General features: G+C 71.5%; 20 protein-coding genes and 1 pseudogene. 3 read left to right on the top strand and 18 right to left on the bottom strand.

Features of this window, described 5'->3' with window-relative positions:
• Positions 1-9: 9 nt before the first annotated feature.
• On the top strand, positions 10-735 hold the full coding sequence (locus EES41_RS28625; RefSeq protein WP_123080916.1) for a hypothetical protein: 726 nt from the start codon (positions 10-12) through the stop codon (positions 733-735).
• Here the strand turns inward: EES41_RS28625 and EES41_RS28620 are convergent.
• The 6 genes and pseudogenes from EES41_RS28620 to EES41_RS43190 all read right to left on the bottom strand — a co-directional run.
• A complete protein-coding gene (locus EES41_RS28620) occupies positions 695-1,933 on the bottom strand; it encodes a cytochrome P450 (protein ID WP_123080915.1) in 1,239 nt (412 codons plus the stop codon). The two genes, EES41_RS28625 and EES41_RS28620, sit on opposite strands and share 41 nt — an antisense overlap.
• A gap of 42 nt (positions 1,934-1,975) precedes the next feature.
• Positions 1,976-2,557 carry a hypothetical protein gene (locus EES41_RS28615; RefSeq protein ID WP_123080914.1) on the bottom strand — a complete coding sequence of 194 codons (582 nt, stop codon included), beginning with the start codon at positions 2,555-2,557 and terminating at the stop codon, positions 1,976-1,978.
• Complete coding sequence (locus tag EES41_RS28610; protein WP_123080913.1) at positions 2,554-3,990, bottom strand: ATP-binding protein; 1,437 nt, start codon at positions 3,988-3,990, stop codon at positions 2,554-2,556. The genes EES41_RS28615 and EES41_RS28610 overlap by 4 nt, the downstream gene beginning before the upstream one ends.
• Entirely contained in the window at positions 3,987-4,670 is a 684-nt protein-coding gene (locus EES41_RS28605; protein WP_123080912.1) for a response regulator transcription factor, read from the bottom strand. The genes EES41_RS28610 and EES41_RS28605 overlap by 4 nt, the downstream gene beginning before the upstream one ends.
• Positions 4,671-4,709: 39 nt before the next feature.
• Positions 4,710-6,506, bottom strand: a complete 1,797-nt coding sequence (gene murJ, locus EES41_RS28600) for a murein biosynthesis integral membrane protein MurJ (RefSeq protein ID WP_254211593.1) — start codon at positions 6,504-6,506, stop codon at positions 4,710-4,712.
• Positions 6,431-6,621, bottom strand: a pseudogene (locus EES41_RS43190) (peptidoglycan bridge formation protein FemAB); the annotation flags it as partial. The pseudogene EES41_RS43190 and the gene murJ, both read right to left, overlap by 76 nt.
• A 559-nt stretch (positions 6,622-7,180) precedes the next feature.
• On the opposite strand from EES41_RS43190, the gene EES41_RS28590 reads away from it, so the two are divergent.
• Both EES41_RS28590 and EES41_RS28585 read left to right on the top strand, forming a co-directional pair.
• On the top strand, positions 7,181-8,356 hold the full coding sequence (locus EES41_RS28590; RefSeq protein ID WP_164496137.1) for an Ig-like domain-containing protein: 1,176 nt from the start codon (positions 7,181-7,183) through the stop codon (positions 8,354-8,356).
• A gap of 206 nt (positions 8,357-8,562) precedes the next feature.
• Entirely contained in the window at positions 8,563-10,161 is a 1,599-nt protein-coding gene (locus EES41_RS28585; protein ID WP_164495964.1) for a CocE/NonD family hydrolase, read from the top strand.
• 46 nt (positions 10,162-10,207) lie between these two features.
• Here the strand turns inward: EES41_RS28585 and EES41_RS28580 are convergent, their stop codons facing one another.
• The 12 genes from EES41_RS28580 to EES41_RS28525 form a co-directional block, all read right to left on the bottom strand.
• Complete coding sequence (locus EES41_RS28580; RefSeq protein ID WP_123080909.1) at positions 10,208-11,086, bottom strand: amino acid ABC transporter permease; 879 nt, start codon at positions 11,084-11,086, stop codon at positions 10,208-10,210.
• The gene (locus tag EES41_RS28575; RefSeq protein WP_123080908.1) at positions 11,083-11,727 is read right to left on the bottom strand and encodes an amino acid ABC transporter permease; all 645 of its coding nucleotides are present in this window, start codon (positions 11,725-11,727) and stop codon (positions 11,083-11,085) included. Before EES41_RS28575 ends, EES41_RS28580 begins: the two co-directional genes overlap by 4 nt.
• 17 nt (positions 11,728-11,744) lie before the next feature.
• Positions 11,745-12,662: a glutamate ABC transporter substrate-binding protein gene (locus tag EES41_RS28570; protein ID WP_123080907.1), complete on the bottom strand. Its 918-nt coding sequence runs from the start codon at positions 12,660-12,662 to the stop codon at positions 11,745-11,747.
• 11 nt (positions 12,663-12,673) lie between these two features.
• The gene (locus EES41_RS28565; protein ID WP_123080906.1) at positions 12,674-13,417 is read right to left on the bottom strand and encodes an amino acid ABC transporter ATP-binding protein; all 744 of its coding nucleotides are present in this window, start codon (positions 13,415-13,417) and stop codon (positions 12,674-12,676) included.
• A gap of 120 nt (positions 13,418-13,537) precedes the next feature.
• Positions 13,538-13,978, bottom strand: coding sequence for a DUF6278 family protein (locus EES41_RS28560; RefSeq protein ID WP_123080905.1), 441 nt, complete (start codon positions 13,976-13,978; stop codon positions 13,538-13,540).
• A gap of 142 nt (positions 13,979-14,120) precedes the next feature.
• Positions 14,121-14,906, bottom strand: coding sequence for an exodeoxyribonuclease III (locus EES41_RS28555; RefSeq protein WP_123080904.1), 786 nt, complete (start codon positions 14,904-14,906; stop codon positions 14,121-14,123).
• Between the two features lie 57 nt (positions 14,907-14,963).
• Complete coding sequence (locus tag EES41_RS28550; protein WP_123080903.1) at positions 14,964-15,596, bottom strand: MBL fold metallo-hydrolase; 633 nt, start codon at positions 15,594-15,596, stop codon at positions 14,964-14,966.
• A gap of 137 nt (positions 15,597-15,733) precedes the next feature.
• The gene (locus EES41_RS28545) at positions 15,734-16,351 is read right to left on the bottom strand and encodes a hypothetical protein (protein ID WP_254211592.1); all 618 of its coding nucleotides are present in this window, start codon (positions 16,349-16,351) and stop codon (positions 15,734-15,736) included.
• Positions 16,348-17,583: an ROK family glucokinase gene (locus tag EES41_RS28540; protein ID WP_254211591.1), complete on the bottom strand. Its 1,236-nt coding sequence runs from the start codon at positions 17,581-17,583 to the stop codon at positions 16,348-16,350. Before EES41_RS28540 ends, EES41_RS28545 begins: the two co-directional genes overlap by 4 nt.
• 16 nt (positions 17,584-17,599) lie before the next feature.
• Positions 17,600-18,427, bottom strand: coding sequence for an ATP-binding cassette domain-containing protein (locus tag EES41_RS28535; RefSeq protein WP_123080902.1), 828 nt, complete (start codon positions 18,425-18,427; stop codon positions 17,600-17,602).
• Complete coding sequence (locus EES41_RS28530; protein ID WP_123080901.1) at positions 18,424-19,461, bottom strand: ABC transporter permease; 1,038 nt, start codon at positions 19,459-19,461, stop codon at positions 18,424-18,426. Before EES41_RS28530 ends, EES41_RS28535 begins: the two co-directional genes overlap by 4 nt.
• Positions 19,458-20,468: a sugar ABC transporter substrate-binding protein gene (locus tag EES41_RS28525; RefSeq protein ID WP_123080900.1), complete on the bottom strand. Its 1,011-nt coding sequence runs from the start codon at positions 20,466-20,468 to the stop codon at positions 19,458-19,460. The genes EES41_RS28530 and EES41_RS28525 overlap by 4 nt, the downstream gene beginning before the upstream one ends.
• Between the last annotated feature and the right edge of the window lie 125 nt (positions 20,469-20,593).

Genomic DNA, 20,593 nt, shown 5'->3' with positions numbered 1-20,593 from the left:
ATCCGCCGCATGAACGACGACGTGCGCAACATCGTGCTCGGGGTGGTGGCCACCGCCATCAGCGGCGGGTTCGGCTGGTTCGCCCGGACCTTCCTGTGGCGCCGTACTCTGCGCCGCAAGCAGGCGTTCTTCGGACTGCCGACGGGCTCGGACTGCCTGTTCGTGGTCAACCGGCAAATGGGCGGTACGGAGGGGTCGGTGCACCGCAACGACGCGTTCGCGCTGCTGGAGATATCGGCCCTGATCAAGGACTGCGGGGCGAACCTGCAGATCGTCTCGCACGACGGGGTCCGCCAGGGTTTCGGCGAGCGCGCCGAGTTCTGCGTCGGCGGCCCGGCGTCCAACGCGCGGACGGCCGCCCACCTGGCCTCCATGCTGCCGGGGGTCCGCGTCGACCTGACCACCGAGGCCGGCCGGGACCGGGGGTCGATCCAGGTCGGCGGCGAGGCGTACCGCTGGCACAAGGGCCAGGTGGACCACGTGCTGCTGGCCCGGCTGACGACGGCGCCCGGGACCCGGCCGGTGTTCCTGATCTCGGGGCAGACCGCGATCAGCAACCAGGCGGGCGCCCGCTATCTGGCGCGCCACCACGAGGAGTTGGCGCGCCGCTACGGCAAGGGCTCCTTCTGCGTGGTGCTGAAGGTGAACAACTCCGACGCCTACGGCCCGGACGTGGTCGACCTGCTGGCGGACGTCACCCGGCAGGCCCGGACACCCGTAGCGGCAGCCGCGTGATCCCGTTGATGAAGTTCGACACCAACCGCCTGGGCGGACCTGCGAGTTCGGGGGCGGGCATGGCCGCGCGCCACTCCTCGTAGAGCACGCGCAGCTGGAGCCGGGCGAAGTGGGCCCCGAGGCAGACGTGCGGGCCGTCGCCGAAGGAGACGTGCGGGTTGGGCGCGCGGCGGAGGTCGAGGCGGCCGGGGTCGGTGAAGGCGCGCTCGTCGTGGTTGGCGGAGGCGTGGAAGACCACCACCTTGTCCCCGGCGCGGACCGGCTGCCCGGCGAGTTCGGTGTCGACGGCGGCGGTACGGCGGAAGCTCAGCACCGGCGGGTGGACGCGCAGGAGTTCGTCCACGGCGGTGTGCATCGCCGCCCGGCCCCCGGCGAGCAGCCGGTAGGCGTCCGGGTCCCGGGCCAGCGCGAGCAGGCCGCCCGGGGCGGCGCCGCGTACGGTGTCGTTGCCCGCGACGGTGAGCAGGAAGAAGAACATCTCCAGCTCGGCCGGGTCCAGTCCGGCCTCGGCGAGGGCGGTCATCACGTCGTCGCCGGGGTGGGTCCGCTTGTGGGCGGCCAGTTCCCGGGCGTACGAGAACATCTCGCCCAGCAGCGCCGGGGAGCGCGGGTTCAGCGGTGTGCCGTCGGGGCCGAGCGGGGGCGCGGGCGCGTCCTCGGGGTCCTGGTAGCCGATGACCCGTACGGTCCACTCCAGCAGCAGGCCCCGGTCGGCGGCCGGGACGCCCAGCAGGTCGGTCAGGTTGAGCAGCGCGTACTCGTCGGTGACGGCGGCGACCAGGTCGGTGGCGCCGTCCTCGGCCTTGGCGCGGGCGTCGGCGAGGAGCGTACGGGCCCGCTCGCGCACCCGGCCGGCGAAGGCGTCGACGCGGGCCGGGGTGAAGGCGCGGGAGATCAGCCGGCGCAGCCGCCCGTGGCCCGGGGGGTCCTGGTTGAGCATGGTGCGGCGCAGGAAGGGCAGGTCGGCCGGGTCGGGGTCGCGGATCTGGGTGGCGCCGAGCCAGGAGGAGTACGTGGTGTGGTCGCGCAGCACCCGGACGACGTCGGCGTGCCGGGTGACGGCCCAGAAGCCGGGCCCGGCGGGCCAGCCGAGGACCTCCGGCTCCTCCTGCCAGGCGACGGGGCGCCGCTCGCGCAGCAGCCGGTAGGTGTCGTACGGGATGCCGGCGGCGTAGATCCGGGGGTCGAAGACGTCCACGGGTCCACCGTGTCGGGTGGGGCGGCGCCGCACAAGAGCGTGTCAGCCGGCGGGGACCGGGCACTCCTGCGCGGGCACGATGCTGTTGCTCTGGCCCGCGAGGACGACCCGCGCGTCCACGTCGAGCGGTTCGGCGTGCGCGACGGTGCACACGATCTGGCCGCGGGCGGCCTCGCTGAGCGCCGTGACCGGGAAGGGCAGCGTGACGGTCAGGAGGCCGTCCTTGCGCTCGGGGTCGCGCACCGGGACGAAGGCCAGGGGCAGTTCGGTGTGGAGCGAGGCAGCGAGCTCCGCGCCGTTCGGCCCTTGCAGGAGCGCCCTCAGCACGAACCCGGTCGGGGTGTCGTAGAGGGGCTGCTTGGAGCCGGAGCCCGGGCCGGAACCGGAATCGGCCGGGAACGGGCCGGGCCGCAGGACGGGGGTCAGCCGCCCCTCCCGGTCGACGAGGTAGAGCAGCATGGTCCCGCCCTCGCCCTTGATCCGCGCGGGGGCCCCGACCTCGAACACGTCGGTGCCGGGGATGCCGGTGGCGTCCGCGCACCCGGCGAGCAGGAAGCCCGCCAGCAGGGCGGCCGGGGCGGCGCTCGCCCGGCGGCGCCGCCGGCGCCGGTCCGTGGCGGTCATACGGCGGCCTCCAGGGGCATCTCGACGGTGAACAGGGCGCCGCCGCCGTCCCGGTTGGCCGCCCGGACGGCGCCTCCGTGCAGCCGGACGTTCTCCAGGGTGATGGCGAGGCCGAGACCGCTGCCCGCGGAGCGGGTACGGGCGGCGTCGGCCTTGTAGAAGCGGTCGAAGATGTGCGGGAGCACCTCGGGCTCGATGCCGGGGCCGTTGTCGGCCACCCGCACCACGAGCCGGGCGCCGTCCGGCCGCTGCTCCTCGGCGGCGCTGACGTGCACGTCCGCGCCGCCGTGCCGCAGGGCGTTGCCGACCAGGTTGGCGAGGACCACGTCGAAGCGGCGCGGGTCGAGCCGGGCCCGCAGCCCGGCGGGCAGTTCGGTGGCGACCCGGTCCTGCCAGTGCCGGCGTTCCAGGGTCTTGCGGACGAACTCGGCGACGTCGACCTCGTCGGCGTGGAGTTCGGCGGCGCGGGCGTCGAAGCGGGATATCTCCATCAGGTCCTCGACGAGGGCGGCGAGCTTGCCGGTCTCGGCGGTGATCAGGCGCAGCGCGGCGGCGGTGTCGGAGTCGAGGTGGACGGCCTCCTCGTCGAGCACCTCGGTGACGGCGAGCATGCCGGCGAGCGGGGTGCGCAGTTCGTGGGAGACGTCCGCGGCGAAGCGGCGGGCCCGGGCCTCGGCCTGGCGCAGCTCCTCGACCGAGCCCTCCAGCGCCGAGGCGGTCCCGTTGAAGGTGCGTGCGAGGTCGGCGAGTTCGTCGGAGCCCTTGACCTCGATCCGGGTGTCCAGCTTGCCGCGGCCGAGGCTGAGCGCGGCGTGGCGCAGCCGGCGGACGGGCTTGAGGACGCTGCGGGCGGCGAGCAGGGCGGGGATGACGGCGATGCCGAGGGCCGGGAGGGCGCCGTCGCGGGCGGCGACGACCATGGCCTGGACGGTGGTCTGCTCGGTGGCCAGGGGCATGACGCCGTAGAAGACGAGGCCGCTCGACTGGGTGCGGTCGTTGTGTTTGAAGGTGGCCGGCATGGCGAAGGTCAGGTAGACCTCCTTGCCCTTGCGGACCCGCTGGACGGCGCCGCCCGGCCGGATCCGGGCCTCGGCGCGCAGTTCGTCGGTGATGACGGTGGAGTTCGGGGACTCGGCCGAGGAGACGGTGTTGCCGGCGTACTCGGCGTAGACCATCCAGGAGTGCGGCTGGCTGCTGCGGGCGAGGTCGGCGCAGGCGCTCTTGAGCTGGTCGGGCTGCGGCGGCAGCGGCAGGGACAGCCGGCCGACCAGGTCGCGCATGGAGGAGACGGCGGTGTCCTGGCTCTGCTTGAGGATCGCGGTACGGGCCTCGCGGTAGGTCAGGGCGGCGCTGGTCGCCGCGCTGATCGCGGCGACCAGCAGGAACGCCGCGATCAGCCGGGTGCGCAGCCCGAGCGGCGCGATCCGCCTCACAGCGGGCCGAAGCGGTAGCCGAAGCCCCGCACGGTCTGTATGTAGCGGGGACTGCCTGCGGGGTTCTCGATCTTGGTGCGCAGGCGGCGTACGCAGGCGTCCACGAGCCGGGCGTCGGCGTGGTAGCTGTGGTCCCAGACGTACTCCAGGAGCTGCTGGCGGGAGAAGACGTGCTCGGGCGAGGCGGACAGGTGCAGCAGCAGCTTGATCTCGCTGGGGGCGAGGGGGACGCGCTCGCCCCTCTTGGCGACGGTCAGCCCGGCGCGGTCGATGGCGAGCTCGCCGTGGAACTCCACCTCGGGCCGGCTGCCCGCCGGGGTGCTCAGGCGGCGCAGCACCGCCTTGACGCGGGCCTCGATGACCTCGGTGCGGGCGGGTTTGACGATGTAGTCGTCGGCGCCCGCCTCCAGGCCGACGACGATGTCGAAGTCGTCGCCGCGCGCGGTCAGCATGATGATCGGGACCTGGCTGGTCTCGCGGATGCGGCGGCAGACCTGCACGCCGTTGATCCCGGGCAGCATGAGGTCGAGCAGCACCAGCTCGGGGCGGAAGCTCGCCATCAGGGCGAGGCCGCTCTCCCCGGTCTCGGCGGCGCTGACCTCGTGGCCGCGGCGGCGCAGGCCGAGCCCTACCCCCTCGCGGATGGAAGGGTCGTCCTCGATCAGCAGTACGCGTGACATCCGGTCGGTATCCAAGGTGATTCGGTGATGTGCATCGGGTCAACGGCCGGTTTTGCGCCGCAGGGAGTCCAGCAGGTCGGTGATCTCGGCCAGGCGCAGCGGTCCGGCGAGAAGGACGACGACCGCGGCGATCGCCGCGGTTCCCGCTCCGACGGCGGCGAAGTCCCCGAACCGGTCGGCGGCGCGGGCGGCCGCATATCCGGCGGCGCCCGCCGGGAGGCAGGCGAGCAGCAGCCGCAGGTGGGTGCGGACGGCCGTGGCCCGCCGTCCGGTACGGCTGCCCGCGCGCGGGCCGAGCCGCCGGGAGAGGGTGTGCGCGGTGACGGCCAGGCCCGCGAAGAGCGCGACGGAGTACGCGCCGGCCATCCCGGTGACCGCCCAGCGCAGCGGGAGCAGGAGGTACGCGGCGACCGAGAGCGCGGACCACAGGCCGGCGATGACCAGGTTCAGGAAGAACGGGGTCCGGGTGTCGGAGAGCGCGTAGAAGCCGCGCGAGAGGACGTACTGGCCGGAGAAGGCGATCAGGCCGGGGGCGAAGGCCATCAGCATGCCGGCCATCACCTCGATGTCGGCGGCGGTGGTGCGCCCGTACCCGAAGACCGCGCCCATCACCCAGGGGGCGAGGGCCGCGAGGACCACCGTGGCCGGGACCACGAGGGCGGCGCTGGAGCGCAGCGCGTACGACACGTCGCGGCGGACGGCGCCGAGGTCGCCGTCGGTGGCGGCGGAGCTCATCCGGGGCGTCAGGGCGGTCACCAGGGAGACGGTGATGATGCCCTGGGGGACGATCCACAGCTGGTAGGCGTTGCTGTAGGCGGTGTATCCGGCGCCCCCGGCCAGACCCGCCGCCTCGGCGTGCCGGCCGACGGTGGTGGAGAGCCGGGTCACCACCCAGTAGCCGATCTGGTTGGTGAGGACGAGCATGACCAGCCAGCCCGCGTTGCGCAGCGGGCGGGCCAGGCCGCTGCCGCGCCAGTCGAGGCGGGGGCGCCAGCGGAAGCCGGCGGCGCGCAGCGAGGGGATCAGGGCGAGGGCCTGGAGGACGATCCCGGCGGTGGTGCCGAGGCCGAGGAGGCGGGTCTCGTCGGCGGTGAGGCCGCCCTCGGAGCCGTGCGACACGTACAGGAACAGCCCGAAGACGCCGATGATCACGAGGTTGTTGAGGATCGGGGTCCACATCATCGCGCCGAACCGGCCGCGGGCGTTCAGCACCTGCCCGAGCAGGGTGAACAGCCCGTAGAAGAGGATCTGCGGGAGGCAGAACCGGGCCAGGGCGACGGTGGTGCTCGCCTGCGCCCCGGTGTAGCCGGTGTACGCGGAGACGATCAGCGGCGCCGCGACGACGGCGACGGCGGTGAGCAGCAGGAGCGCGGCGGTGCAGGCGGTCAGCAGCCGGTCGGTGTACGCGGCGCCGCCGTCCTTGTGCTCCTTGGCGGCCCGGACCAGCTCGGGCACGAAGACGGCGTTGAGCGCGCCGCCTATGAGGAGCATGTACAGGATGTTGGGGACGGTGTTGGCGACGGCGTAGCCGTCGCCCGTCAGCCCGGTGCCGAGGGCGGCGACGACGACGGCGGAGCGGACGAAGCCGGTGGCGCGGGAGACGATCGAGCCGGCCGCCATGAGCGCGCCGCTGCGCAGCACCGAGCCCTGCCCGGACGCGGCGGCGGCCCGCTCCCGCGGCGCGGCGGTCTGGCCGGGCACCGTGGGCGGCGCGCCGGTTTCGGGGGCGGGGCCGGGCGTACGGGTGTCGGCGTGCGGTTTCACCGGCGGCCCGGGAAGGCCTGGAAGGCCTTGTACAGCGCCGTGTTGGTGCAGCCGTCCACCGGGATCTCCCATTCACCGAGCGTTTCGAGGACCTGCCCGCCGGTGCCGGGCTTCCAGCGCAGCAGCCGAACGGCCGATCATCGGGGTCGAGGGTGGAGGTTACCCCGCGCAGGTCGTACGCGTCGGACCAGTCGGCGACGGGCCCCTCGGGGAGGTGGACGAGATATTTGCGGGTGCCGGGAAATGACGGCAGAAGGCGAGGGCGGCACCCGATATCTCGCCGCCGGGTTAGTGCCGGGTAGTGCCGGGTAGTGCCATCCGGCCCTTTCCGAGCGCCAGAAGTCCTTTACCTCGGCCCGCGAGGGGTACGGGAGAAAACTCACCCGGCCCTGCCGGGACGGGAATGCCCGGTATTCGGGGACGGAGCGGGAGCGCACCGCCCGCGCCCGCTCCTGGTGCAGGTGGGGGCGGTGACGAGCGGTGCGCACGCAGGGCGGGCGGCCTCTCCCGTACGTCCGGGCGGGGACGTACAGGGACTTTCGCGGCGGTCCGTGACGGCGCCGCGGCGGCGATTGTGACCGGACGATGACCGTTTCGCTGCGGTCCACGTCACAACCGAAAATCAGATCTTCTCGGCAGATTGGGCAACCTACAGTCATGCCGTTCGCATCTCCTCTTGCGAGCGATCATTACTTGGAGGGGTTTCGTTGAGCCGCACACGCCGTTACGCACGCAGTCGCCACGCCATGCTGGCGGGGACCGCACTCCTGGCCGCCGCGCTGACCGCATGCGGCGGCTCCGGGTCGGGAGCCTCGGGCAGTGACGGCAAGCCGGGGTCGAAGAAGAAGCAGGACATGGCGATCTCCGTGAACCTCACGGGCGACCAGGCCAAGCCCGGCGAGCCGGTCAAGGTCTCCCTCGGCGAGGGCAAGCTGGCGCTGGTGAAGGTGACGGACGGCAAGGGCGGCGAACTGCCGGGCAAGATGTCCGACGACGGCACGTCGTGGACCTCCGAGCGCAATGCCGCTCCGGGCACGGACTACAAGGTCGAGGCGCAGAACACCGACAGCCAGAGCGCGAACGCCCAGTTCAAGACGGCGGCCGCGGACAAGGTGAACAAGGTCACGATCAACCCGGGCAAGGCCACCGCGGTGGTGGGCATAGCCCAGCCGGTCTCGATCGTGTTCGACAACCCGGTGAAGAACAAGGCCGAGGTGGAGAAGCACCTGAAGGTGACCACCTCGAACAACACCGAGGGCTCCTGGGGCTGGTTCAAGGACTACACGGGCAACGACCGCGTGGACTGGCGGCCGAAGGAGTACTGGAAGTCCGGCACCGAGGTGAAGGTCGCGATGAACCTCAACGGCGTGGACTCGGGCCAGGGCGGCGGCTACTTCGTCAAGGACTACAACACCGAGTTCAAGATCGGCAAGGACCGCCGGCTCACGGTCGACCTGGACGCGCACAAGCTGACGGTGACCGAGGACGGACAGGCCGTGAAGTCCATCCCGGTCTCGGCGGGCACGCCCGGCGGCAAGAAGGCCTCCTGGTCCGGGAAGATGGTCCTGATGACCAAGGAGGGCACCATCCGGATGGACTCCCAGACGGTGGGCCTGGGCGACTCCTACGACAAGATGGTCGACTACTCGATGCGGCTCACCTGGTCGGGCATGTACATCCACGCCGCGCCGTGGAACACCGACCACTTCGGCAACGCCAACACCAGCTCCGGCTGCGTCGGGATGAGCGACGCCGACGCGAAGGCCCTCTTCGCCTCGGCCCAGGTCGGTGACGTGGTCGAGGTCACCGGCAACGGCTCGAAGGGCAAGGCCGACATCGGCAACGGCTACGGCGAGTGGAACCTGTCCTGGGACGAATGGAAGGCCAAGAGCGCCCTCTCCGCCACCCCCCAGAACGGCTGACCGCCCCACCCACACGACGGCGGGCCGCCTCCCCCACCCAGGGAAGGCGGCCCGCCGCTTCACTTTCCCCTTCGCCCTTCGCCCCGGGAGGAGCGTCACTCTCGGCCAATTGTTACCAGCACGTAACTTCGCGATGGGTTACCTGCGGTAAGGCACTCCCGTTACCGTCGGGGAACTTTGGCGTCGGTGCACGTGGGGAGCGATTGATGGTCCGTAACACCAGAGCCGCGGCTGCCTTGGCGGTCGTGTTCGCGGTTGCCGGTCTGGGGCTGGCCCCCCATCAGGCCCAGGCGGCGACCGCGGTGGGAGTGGCGGGAGTGGTGGAAGGGGGCGCCTCGGCTTCCGGGGTCCGGTTCTATGACATTCCGGGGTCCGGCGGGGTCACGCTCAAGGGCAACGTCTTCACGCCGGCCGGTGCGCGGGCCGGGGTGACGTATCCGCTGATCGTGCTCCCCACCAGCTGGGGGCTGCCGCAGGTCGAGTACGTCGCCCAGGCGAAGAAGCTCGCCGACTCCGGCTACGTCGTGGTCAGTTACACCTCCCGGGGCTTCTGGCTCTCCGGCGGCGAGATCGAGGTCGCCGGGCCGCCGGACGTCGCCGACGTGTCCGCCGTCATCGACTGGGCCCTCGCCACCACCCCCGCCGACGCCGCCCGGATCGGCGTCGGCGGGGTGTCGTACGGCGCCGGGATCAGCCTGCTGGCCTCCGCGCACGATCCCCGCATCAAGGCCGTCGTCGCGCTCAGCGGCTGGGCCGACCTCATCGAGTCCATCTACTCCGGCCGCACCCAGCACCGCCAGGCCGCCGGGGTGCTCGGCGCCACCGGGTACCTCACCGGCCGGCCCGGCCCGGAGCTCCGGTCGATCCTCGGCGACTTCCTCGGCTCCCGCCTCGACCGTGAGCAGCAGATGATCGAGTGGGGGAAGAAGCGCTCGGCCGCCGAGCAGGTGGACCGGATCAACGCCAACGGCGCCGCGCTGATGCTGGGCAACGCCTGGGGGGACACCGTCTTCCCGCCCAACCAGTACGCGGCGTTCTTCGAGGAGCTGACCGGCCCCAAGCGCCTGGAGTTCCGCCCCGGCGACCACGCCACCGCCGAGGCCACCGGGCTGTTCGGCCTGCCCAACGACACCTGGACCAACGCCCACCGCTGGTTCGACCGCTACCTCAAGGGCGAGCGCAACGGCGTCGACTCCGAGTCCCCGGTGCAGATCAAGTCCCGCAGCACGGGCGGCTACGAAGGGTACGCCGACTGGAAGTCCGTCGGCGCGGGAGGCACCGAGCGGATCCCGCTCTCCGACAGCGAGCACCTGTTCGCGAACGTCGACTCGGGCGCCGACGGCGGCGTCGTCTTCCTCTCCAGCATCCTGGACCAGTTCGCCAAGGCCCCGCCGATCGCCTCCGTGCCGCTCCTCCCCCGCGCCTTCGCCGCCGTCTGGCAGTCGGAGCGCTACGACGTACCCCGCCGGGTCCGGGGCACGGTACGGCTGCACACCACCGTCACGCCCACCAAGGGGGACGGCACCTTCGTCGCGTACCTCTACGACGTCGGCCCGCTCGGCCTCGGCAAGCTCGTCAGCAACGCCCCGTACACCTTCCACGGCAAGGCCCCGGGGCAGGCCTTCGGCGTGGACCTCGACCTCGTCTCCACCGCCTACGACGTACCCGCCGGCCACCGCCTCGCCCTCGTCGTCGACACCGTCGATCCCCTCTACATCGAGCACAACCCCACCGGCGCGCAGCTGACCTTCTCCTCGCCGCGCACCGATCCCTCGTACGTCTCGGTGCCGCTGCGCGAGCAGTGATCCGCGGCCGCTCGCCGGGGCGGGTCGGCTCCGTGGAGCCGGCCCGCTATCGGCCGGGCAGCACGGTCTCCTCTCCCGCCGGGGCGACCGTGACCGCCTCGGTCTTCAGGCTGTGCCGCTCGTACCTCGCCACCCAGTTGGCGAACCAGGACAGCAGCATGCACATCCCGATGTAGATCGGCGAGATGATCATCACGACGGGGATGAAGGGCAGGTCGTAGTCGAGGTTCGAGGCGATCAGCTTCCCCGCGTGCAGGAACTCCTCGTAGGTGATCAGGTAGCCGAGCGAGGTGTCCTTCAGCGCCACCACCAGCTGGCTGATGATCGTGGGCAGCATCGCCCGCAGTGCCTGGGGCGCGAGGACGTACGTCGTCACCTGGGTCTTGCGCATGCCGAGCGCGTACGCCGCCTCGCGCTGCCCGCGGTCCACGGCGTTGATCCCCGTACGGAAGACCTCCGCGAGCACCGAGCCGTTGTAGAGGGTCAGCCCGGCGACCAGCGCGGGCAGGGGCTGGACCTTCAGCGCGACGAAGATGAAGAAGATCATCACCAGTACCGGCATGGCCCGGAAGAACTCCACGCACAGCGTGGCCAGCCAGCGCAGCGGCCGGTGCACCGACAGCCTGCCGGCGGCGAGGATCGCGCCGAGCAGCAGCGAGAACACCGAGGCGTACGCGAAGGCCTTGAGGGTGTTGCCCAGCCCCCGCAGCAGCAGCTTCTGGATGCCCTCGTACGTGAAGGGGCTCCACTTGGCGGCGGTGAACTGCTCGGTGTCGAACAGAAGGTAGAGGAGCCAGCCGAGCAGCAGCAGGATCAGCGCCGTCGACAGGATCCCGTAGTAGAAGTGCCGGCGCCGGGTCTTGGGGCCGGGGTAGTCGTAGAGGGCGGTGGACCGGGTGTCCCCGTGCAGCGCGTGCGCGGTCATCGGGCGACTCCGTAGCGCTTCTCCAGCACATGGAAGAGCAGGCTGATGGACAGGGTGATGATCAGGTAGCCGACGGCGATCCAGACGAAGGTCCAGACGATGCTGTAGCCCAGCTCGTTCAGGGTCTTGTAGGTGCCCAGCAGCTCGTTCACGCTGAAGGCCCCGGCGATCGCCGAGTTCTTGGCGAGCGCGATCAGGGTGGAGCCGATCGGCGGGATCACCGAGCGGAAGGCCTGCGGGAGGACGACGCCGCCGAGGGTCTGTCCGAAGCTCATGCCGAGGCTGCGGGCCGCCTCGCCCTGGCCCGTGGGGACGGTGTTGATGCCCGAGCGCAGCACCTCGCAGATGAAGGCGGAGGTGTAGCAGCCGAGCGCGAGGACGGCGAACACCTGGAAGGGCAGGACCAGGCCGAAGCGCGGCAGGCCCAGCAGGACGGCGAAGAAGAGCAGGGTCAGCGGGGTGTTGCGCAGCACGGTGACCCAGACCGTGCCGAAGACGCGGAAGGAGCCGACGGGCGCGACCCGGAACGAGGCCATCAGGAAGCCGAGGACCAGGGCGAGCAGCGAGGCGTAGACGGTGAGCTGCACGGTTCCGAGGAAGCCCTCCCCGTAGAGCGCGAAGTTGTCGGTGAGCACTTTCATGGTGCTGCGGTCTCCCCTCAGCCCGCCGGGTAGCGGTCGATGGCGGGCGGCGGCGGGGCGGGCTGGCCGGACAGGCCGAGGGTGGCCTCGTAGGCCTTCTTCCAGTTGCCGTTCTTCTCGTTGGCCTCCAGGGCGTCGTCGAGGGCGAGGCGCAGGGCGTTGTCGGAGCGCGGTACGCCGATGCCGTAGGGCTCCTCGGAGAAGGGCTTGCCGACGACCTTGAGCTCGTCGGGGACCTTGGCGGCGTAGCCGAGGAGGATGGAGTCGTCGGTGGAGACGGCGTCGACCTGGTAGGTCAGCAGGTTGTCGACGCAGGCCGAGTACGTGTCGTAGGCGACGAGGACGGCCTGGGGGTACTCCTTCTGGAGGCGCTGGTACGGGGTGGAGCCGGCGGCCGAGCAGACCTTCTTGCCGGCGAGGTCCTCGGGGCCCTTGATGTCCTTCTCGTCCTTGCGCACCAGGAGCGACTGGCCGGCCATGAAGTAGGGGCCGGCGAAGCCGACCTGCTTCTTGCGGTTGTCGTTGATCGTGTAGGTGCCGACGTAGTAGTCGATCTGGCCGTTCTGGAGGGCGGTCTCGCGGTTGGCGGAGGCGATCGTCTTGAACTCGATCGTCTTGGGGTCGAAGCCGAGCGAGGCCGACATCATCTTGGCGATCTCGATGTCGAACCCGGAGTAGCGGCCGCTCGCGGGGTCCTTCTCCCCCATGTACGGCTGGTCCTCCTTGACGCCGACCACGAGGTGGCCGCGCCGCTTGGCCCGCTCCCAGGTCGGGGACCCGGGCAGGCTGAAGCCGGTGGCCACCTTGTACACGGGCAGGTCCTCGGGCTGTGGCCCCTTGACCGGGGGGCTGCCGGAGCGGCCGCAGCCGGCGGCGGCGCCGAGCAGCACGAGGGCGAGGAGGGTGATGAGGCAGAGGCGGAGGAAGCGCTTCATCGGGCCGTCCCTCAGTGCTTGAGGATCTTGGAGAGGAAGTCCTTGGCCCGCTCGCTCTCGGGGGCGGTGAAGAAGGCCTCCGGGGTGCGGTCCTCGACGATCTTCCCGTCGGCCATGAACACGACGCGGTTGGCGGCGGACCGGGCGAAGCCCATCTCGTGGGTGACCACCACCATGGTCATGCCCTCCTGGGCGAGCTGCTGCATGACCTCCAGCACCTCGTTGATCATCTCGGGGTCGAGCGCGGAGGTGGGCTCGTCGAAGAGCAGCGCCTTGGGGCTCATGGCCAGGGCCCGGGCGATGGCGACGCGCTGCTGCTGGCCGCCGGAGAGCTGGGCGGGGTACTTGTCGGCCTGGTCGGCGAGGCCCACGCGCTCCAGCAGCTGCCGGGAGCGCTTGTCGGCCTCGTCCTTCTTGCGTTTCCGGACCTTGATCTGGGCGAGGGAGACGTTGGCGAGGACGGTCTTGTGCGCGAAGAGGTTGAAGGACTGGAAGACCATGCCGACCTCGGCGCGCAGCCCGGCCAGGTCCTTGCCCTCGTCGGGCAGCGGTTTGCCGTCGAGGAGGATCGTGCCCGACTCGACGGTCTCCAGGCGGTTGATGGTCCGGCAGAGGGTGGATTTCCCGGAGCCGGAGGGGCCGATGATCACCACCACCTCCCCGCGGCCGACGGTGAGGTTGATGTCCTGGAGGACGTGCAACGTCCCGTAGTGCTTGTTGACGTCCCGCAGCTCGATCAAAGGATCGACGGCCATGCGCTGCCCTGTCCACGTGTCGGAGTGCCGAGGTCAGCGCAAACTATCCAGCCGCGGAACGGGACTTCGCGGCGACACGCCTAAATGCCACATAAAGAGCACATGGGTCTGGGGAGGGACCTATCCCTCGGAAGCCTCCGCATAGGCCTGGGACAGCTCCGGGGAGCCGGTCATCGCCCAGGACAGCCCCGATTCGACGACGTTCAGCTCGCGCCCCGAGGCCAGCCGGATCACCGGCTGGCCGTTCGGCCACACCTGCCAGGCGGTGCCCGGGATGGTCCGGATGATCACCGTCCCGAGATAGAAGCCGGCGTCGTTGCCCAGCCAGGGCACGGCCTCGGGGTCCCGCCGCCAGCGCGGCATCAGCTGGTCCAGGGCTTCCAACGAGTCCGGGCTCCCGTCGAGTTCGAGCCCGGCCGCACGCGCTTGCGAGCGCAGCAGCTCGCACTCCGAGAACAACTCGTTGATGCCCTCGGGATCAACGACGAGGGCTGCGGCGAGCCCCGCACCCCGTTCCGGTTGGCGCCGGTTCAGCCAGTGGTCCAGGAAGGGGATGTTCATACCGCCCAGCCTCGCACCAGGATCCGCCGCTGGCCACAGGACGCGCCTGAAACCGGCCGGGCCCGATCCCGGTGCGCGGCGGGGGTCGGGCGCGGCTGCGGCGGGTGCGCCACGAGCGCTCTCCTGGTGCGCCGCGACGGCCCTACCGCTCCAGGTTGAGGTCCACGACGACCGGCGCGTGGTCCGAGGCGCCCTTGCCCTTGCGCTCCTCACGGTCCACATAGGCGTCGGAGACGGCCTTGGCGAAGGCGTCGTTCCCGTACACCAGGTCGATGCGCATGCCCCGGTTCTTGGGGAAGGCGAGCTGGCGGTAGTCCCAGTACGTGTACGGGCGGTCGTACTTGAGCGGGCGCGGCACCACATCCGAGAGGCCGGCGGCCCGCAGCGCCTCCAGGGCGGCGCGCTCGGCGGGGGTGACGTGCGTCAGGCCCTCGAAGACGGCCGGATCGAAGACGTCCTCGTCGGTCGGGGCCACGTTGTAGTCGCCGAGCACCGCGAACGGGCGCGGACCCGCCGCGTCTTCCGCGACGGCGACGGCCAGCGCGCGGAACCACTCCAGCTTGTACCCGTAGTGGTCGTGCTCGACCTCGCGGCCGTTCGGTACGTACACCGACCACAGGCGCACCCCGCCGCAGGTGGCGGAGATCGCGCGGGGCTCCTGGACGCCCTCGTAGTCGGGCCCGCCGGGCAGGCCCGTCACCACGTCCTCCAAGCCGACCTTGGAGATCAGCGCCACGCCGTTCCACCGCCCGGTGGCGTTGACGGCCGCCTCGTAGCCCAGCTCGCGCAGCTGCTCGTGCGGGAACTGCTCCGCCGAGCACTTGGTCTCCTGGATGCACACGACATCCGTGCCGGAGCTCTCCAGCCAGGCCAGCAGGCGCGGCAGCCGGGCGGTGATCGAGTTGACGTTGAACGTGGCGATACGCATGTCCACCAACCTACCGCCCGGCACTGACAGCCGGCCGGTACCGCCCGGCGCCGCCCGTCACAGGTCGGCGGTGCCCCCCGCGGCGAGCCGCCCGTGGTCGGTGCCGCCCAGGGCGCCGAGGACGTTGTCGTAGATCGGCCGGGCGATCTCCGAGAGGTAGGCGTCGTGGATGTCGATCGCCCGGCGCGGCTTGACCTCGCGCAGGTAGTCGATCACCTCGGCGACCTTGTTCCAGGGCGCGTGCACCGGGACCATCAGGGTGTCCACGGGGGCCTCGGGCACGGTCAGCGCGTCGCCCGGGTGGAAGAGCGAACCCTCCACGAGGTAGCCGACGTTGGTGACGCGGGGGATGTCCGGGTGGATCACGGCGTGCAGCTCGCCGTGCACCTGGACCTCGAACCCGGCGGCGGTGAAGGCGTCGCCGTGTCCGACGGTGTGGACGCGGCCGGGGTAGGCCGGGGCCAGCTTCTCGGCGACGCTGCGCAGGGTCCACAGGGCGGCGGCCGGGTTCGCGTCGAGGGCGGCGCGCAGCCGGCCCTCGTCGTAGTGGTCGGGGTGCTCGTGCGTGACGAGCAGGGCGTCCGCCCCCAGGCCCGCGTCGGATTCGCTGAAGGCGCCCGGGTCGATGACGAGCACGCGCCCGTCCTTCTCCAGCTGGACGCAGGAGTGCAGCCGCTTGGTGAGCTTCATGATCCCAGGCTAATGGGCGGCGGGGCCGCCGCGGGGCCCCAGCGCCTACGGCACCCCCCGCACCCCGCGGGACACCCACCGAGCCGCCGGGCCCACCCCGCCCGCCGGACCCGCCGGACCCGCCGGACCCACCGGAGCTACGGGGTCGCGGTGGAGACCACGTACACCCTGGGGTTGGGCCCGCTGAAGTCGACCGCGATGTCCCGGGTGGGGCGCGGGTCGGGCTGTTCGAGGGTGACCCCGGACAGGGTGGTGCCCGGTTTCCACGTCCAGCCCGCGGCCCTCGCGTCGTGCCCGGAGATCGTGTCGCCCGGGGGGCCGGGCGTCAGGGCGTCGCGGCTGGTGCCGACCTCGGCGAGGAACGCCTCCAGGTCCCGCGCGGTGACCGTGAACTCGGTGTACAGCCGGCTGGTGTGCCAGTTGTTGGTCTCCAGGTACCCGACCCGCCAGGCCTTGTCCGGGATCGGGACCTCGTAGATGCTGCGCTGCACCGTGGACGGCCAGGCCGGGCGCACGTGCACCGCGCCGACCTTGGCGGCCTTGTCGCGGCCGCTCTCGCGGCTCTGCTGCGCGGAGACCAGGAGGTAGCCCGCCGGGACCCCGACGAGCAGCAGGATGATGATCGCGGTTATCCAGCGGCGCCGGACCACGTGCCCGCGGTCCTCGGCGGGGGGCTGCGGCGCGCCACCGCCGCCCCCGCCCCCGCCGCCCTCGTCGGGGGCGGCGGCCTGGCGGGGCAGCAGGGGCGGGTTCACGGCGTGTCCCCGTCGCTCGGCTCCACGGCCCTCGGCTCCACGGCCATGGGGTCGACGGCCTTCGGATCCGCCGCCTTGGAGTCCGCGGCGCCGGGGTCGCGCCGGCCCAGCCGCGCGTAGCGCTCGTACCTCTCGTACCGCTCGACGCGCCGGCGCGTGGCGCGCCGGAACCGGCGGGCGACGAGCCTGGCGAGGTCCGCGGCGCCGACCATACCGGCCTCGGGGCCGAGCTGGGCCTTGGCGATCCGGGCCTCGGGACGGTAGCCGCGGCCGGTCAGGTGGCGCCGGAAGGCGTCCCGGGCGGGGCCGATCAGCAGGTCGTCGGCGGCGCTGACGCCGCCGCCGATGACGAAGCAGGAGGGGTCGAGGGCGGCGGCGAGGTTGGCGATGCCCACGCCGAGCCACTGCCCGATGTCCTGGAGGAGCTCGACGCACATCGCGTCGCCCTCGCGGGCCAGCTCGGTGATGAGCGGCCCGGTGATCTCCGCGACGTTGCCGCCAACCCGGGCGATGATGTTGTACGCGACCGGGGAGTCGGCGGCGGCGAGCTCGCGGGCCTCGCGGACCAGGGCGTTGCCGGAGCTGTACTGCTCCCAGCAGCCGCGGTTGCCGCAGGGGCAGCGGTGCCCGCCGGGGACGACCTGCATGTGGCCGAACTCGCCGGCCACCCCGTAGCGGCCGCGCTTGACCTGGCCGCCTTCGAGGATGGCCCCGCCGATGCCGGTGCCCAGCGTGATCATGACGAGGTGGTCCTCGCCGCGCCCGGCGCCGAAGCGCCACTCGGCCCAGGCGGCCGTGTTGGCATCGTTGTCCACCATGACCGGGACGGCGAGCCGGGACTGGAGGGCGTCGCGCAGCGGCTCGTCGCGCCAGGCCAGGTGCGGGGCGAACAGCACCCGGGAGCGGTCGGCGTCGACCCAGCCGGCGGCGCCGATGCCCACGGCGTGGACGTCGTGCCGGTCGGAGAGGTCCAGCACCAGCTCCACGATGGTGTCCTCGACCACCTTGGCGCTCTTCGACTTGTCGGGGGTCTCCGCGCGGATCTTCTCCAGGATGATGCCGTCGGCGTCGACGACGCCGGCCATCACCTTGGTGCCGCCGATGTCGATGCCGACGGTCGGGACGCGCGGGGCGGTCAGGTGCGACCGGCGCTCACGGGTCCCGATGGTCCGCAGGACGGTGCCCCGCGCCGCCCCCCGGTGGGCGAGCGTGAAGTCCCGGTACGTGCTCATCGAGTCGTGTCGTCCCTCAGGGTGCGGTGGTGTCGGAGGCGGAGCCGGAAGGGCTGTCAGGACCTGATTCTGCCACTCGCTCCAGTTCGTGGCTCAGTTCGTCCAGCTCGGAGCCGCCCGCCATCTGGCGGGTCAGCTCGTCCAGCGTGATCGAGTCGCGGGTGTGGCTGCCCGCCATCGTGCCCCGTTTGAGCAGCACGAAGCGGTCCCCGACCAGGTAGGCGTGGTGCGGGTTGTGGGTGATCAGGACCACCCCGAGGCCGGCGTCGCGCGCGGCGGCGACGTACTTGAGGACGACGCCGGACTGCTTGACGCCGAGGGCGGCGGTGGGCTCGTCGAGGACGAGGACCTTCGCGCCGAAGTAGACCGCGCGGGCGATGGCCACGCACTGCCGCTCGCCGCCGGACAGGGTGCCGATGGGCTGGTCCACGTCGCGCAGGTCGATGCCCATGCGGAGCAGCTCGGTGCGGGTGGTCTCGCGCATGAACGCGGTGTCGAGGCGGCGCAGGGGGCCGCGGCCCTTGGTGGGCTCGGAGCCGAGGAAGAAGTTGCGCCAGACCGGCATCAGCGGGACGACCGCGAGGTCCTGGTAGACGGTGGCGATGCCGTGGTCGAGGGCGGCCCGCGGGTTGGCGAGCACGGTCTCCTCGCCCTCGATCTCGAAGGTTCCGGCGTCGTGCCGGTGCAGACCCGCGATGATCTTGATGAGGGTGGACTTGCCGGCGCCGTTGTCGCCGAGGACGCAGGTGATCTCGCCCGCCGAGACCTCCAGGGAGACGCCCTGGAGGGCGCGGATGTTGCCGTAGTACTTGCTGACGTCGGTCAGCTTCACGAGAGCGCTCACTTGGCCTCCGCCCGCTTGCGTACCCAGGCGTTGAGCAGCGTGGCGAGCAGCAGCATCGCGCCGAGGAAGAATTTGAACCAGTCCGGGTTCCACTGGGCGTAGACGATGCCGTTGCTGGTCATGCCGAAGATGAAGGCGCCCACGGCCGAGCCGATGGCGGAGCCGTAGCCGCCGGTCATCAGGCAGCCGCCGATGACGGCCGCGATGATGTAGAGGAACTCGTTGCCGACGCCCTCGCCGGACTGGACGACGTCGAACGAGAACAGGATGTGCTGCCCGGAGATCCAGGCGCACAGGGCGACGCCCATGTAGAGGCCGATACGGGTCTTCACGACCGGGACGCCGGTCGCGCGGGCCGCGTCCGCGCCGCCGCCCACGGCGAAGATCCAGTTGCCGGCGCGGGTGCGCAGCAGGATCCAGGTGGCGACGGCGACCAGGGCGAACCACCACAGGATGGTCACCTTGAGGGTGACCGAGCCGATGTTCCACTGCGAGGCGAACAGGGCCCGCGCGGAGGCGAAGCCCTCCATGTCGGCGATGGTCTTGGTGGAGACCGAGCCGCTGATCAGCTTGGTGAAGCCGAGGTTCAGGCCGGTCAGCATCAGGAAGGTGCCGAGCGTGATGATGAAGCTGGGCAGCTTGGTGCGGGTCAGCATGAACCCGTTGAAGAACCCGATGGCCAGGGTGACCAGCAGAGACACCAGGACGCCGACCCAGACGTTGGCGGTCATCTGGTAGCTGAACATCGAGCTGATCAGCGCCGAGGTGGTGACCATGACACCGGCGGAGAGGTCGAACTCGCCGCCGATCATCAGCAGCGCGACCGGGACCGCCATGATCCCGATGGTGGAGGCCGAGTAGAGGATCGTGCTGAGGCTGGAGGCTTGCAGGAAGCTGGGCGCGGCGAAGGAGAAGAAGACGAACACGGCGGCCGCGCCGACGACGGCGCCCAGCTCGGGGCGGCCGAGCAGGCGGCGCGTCAGCGAGGTCGGGGCGAGCCGCTCGTCCGCGGGGGCGGGGGCGGACTTGCTCATCGGCTGCCCCGCTTGATGAACTCCTCCAGCTTGGCGGCCTCGGCGGCCGTGACGATCTGCGGTCCGGTGAGCACCGGGCGGCCGCCGCCGAGGGAGTTCAGGTTGTAGCGGTAGAGCCAGAGCAGGTCGATCGCCTCGTAGCCCTGGAGGTACGGCTGCTGGTCGACGGCGAAACCGAGGGCGCCGGACTTCAGGTCGCGGGCCACGGACTCGTTGAGGTCGAAGGTGTCCACCTCGGCCTTGCTGCCCGCCGCGTCCTTCGCCTTGACGGCGGTGGGGGCGAACGGGGCGCCGAGGGTGACGATCGAGTCGACGGAGGGGTCGGCCTGGAGCTTCGCCTGGATGGCCGCCTGGACCGAGGGCATGTTGGTGCCCTCGACGTACAGGTTCTCCATGGTTCCGCCGAAGGTCTTCTTCGCCCCGGCGCAGCGCTGCTCGTGCCCGACGTTGCCCTGCTCGTGCAGGACGCAGACGGCCCTCTTCTTGCCCCGCTTGGTCAGCTCGGTGCCGACCGCCTCGCCGGCGATCTCCTCGTCCTGGCCGATGTGGGTGAGCGCGCCGTACTCGGCGGACTGGGCGGATCCGGAGTTGACGGTGACCACCGGGATGCCGGCCTTGACGGCCTTGGCGATGACGTCCTTGAGGGCCTCGGGCTTGGCGAGGCTCACGATGATGCCGTCGACCTTCTGGTCGATGGCGTTCTGGACGAACTGGGCCTGCTGCTGCGCCTGGTCGTCGTGGGCGTAGACGAAGTTGATGTTGTCCTTCGCCGCGGCTTCCTTGGCGCCCTTCTGCACGATGTCCCAGAAGGTGTCCCCGTCACCCGCGTGCGTGACCATCGCGAAGGTCCAGCGTGGGGTGGACACGGCGGGCCGGCCCGCCTCGGCGGCCTTCGCCCGCTCCTCGGCACGCTTGCCGCCCGTACTGCTGCATCCCGCGAGGGAGGCTCCCAGTACCGCCGCGAGCACGACGCCGACGACGCGCACCCCTGTCCGAACCCTAGCCACGTCGCCGTGCCCTTCCCTCGTTGTACGTGTCACTGATGTCAAAGCGGTCATTCCGGTTCCAGCCGCCCAGTATCCGCCACAGGGGACCGTAGGAGCTCATCGGGGGCGACGCGGCGGGCGCGGCG

The organism is Streptomyces sp. ADI95-16 (genome assembly GCF_003721495.1).
Taxonomy (GTDB): Bacteria; Actinomycetota; Actinomycetes; order Streptomycetales; family Streptomycetaceae; genus Streptomyces; species Streptomyces goshikiensis.
Note: the sequence above shows the minus strand (reverse complement) of the source record. Positions and strands in the feature narration are given on the sequence as shown.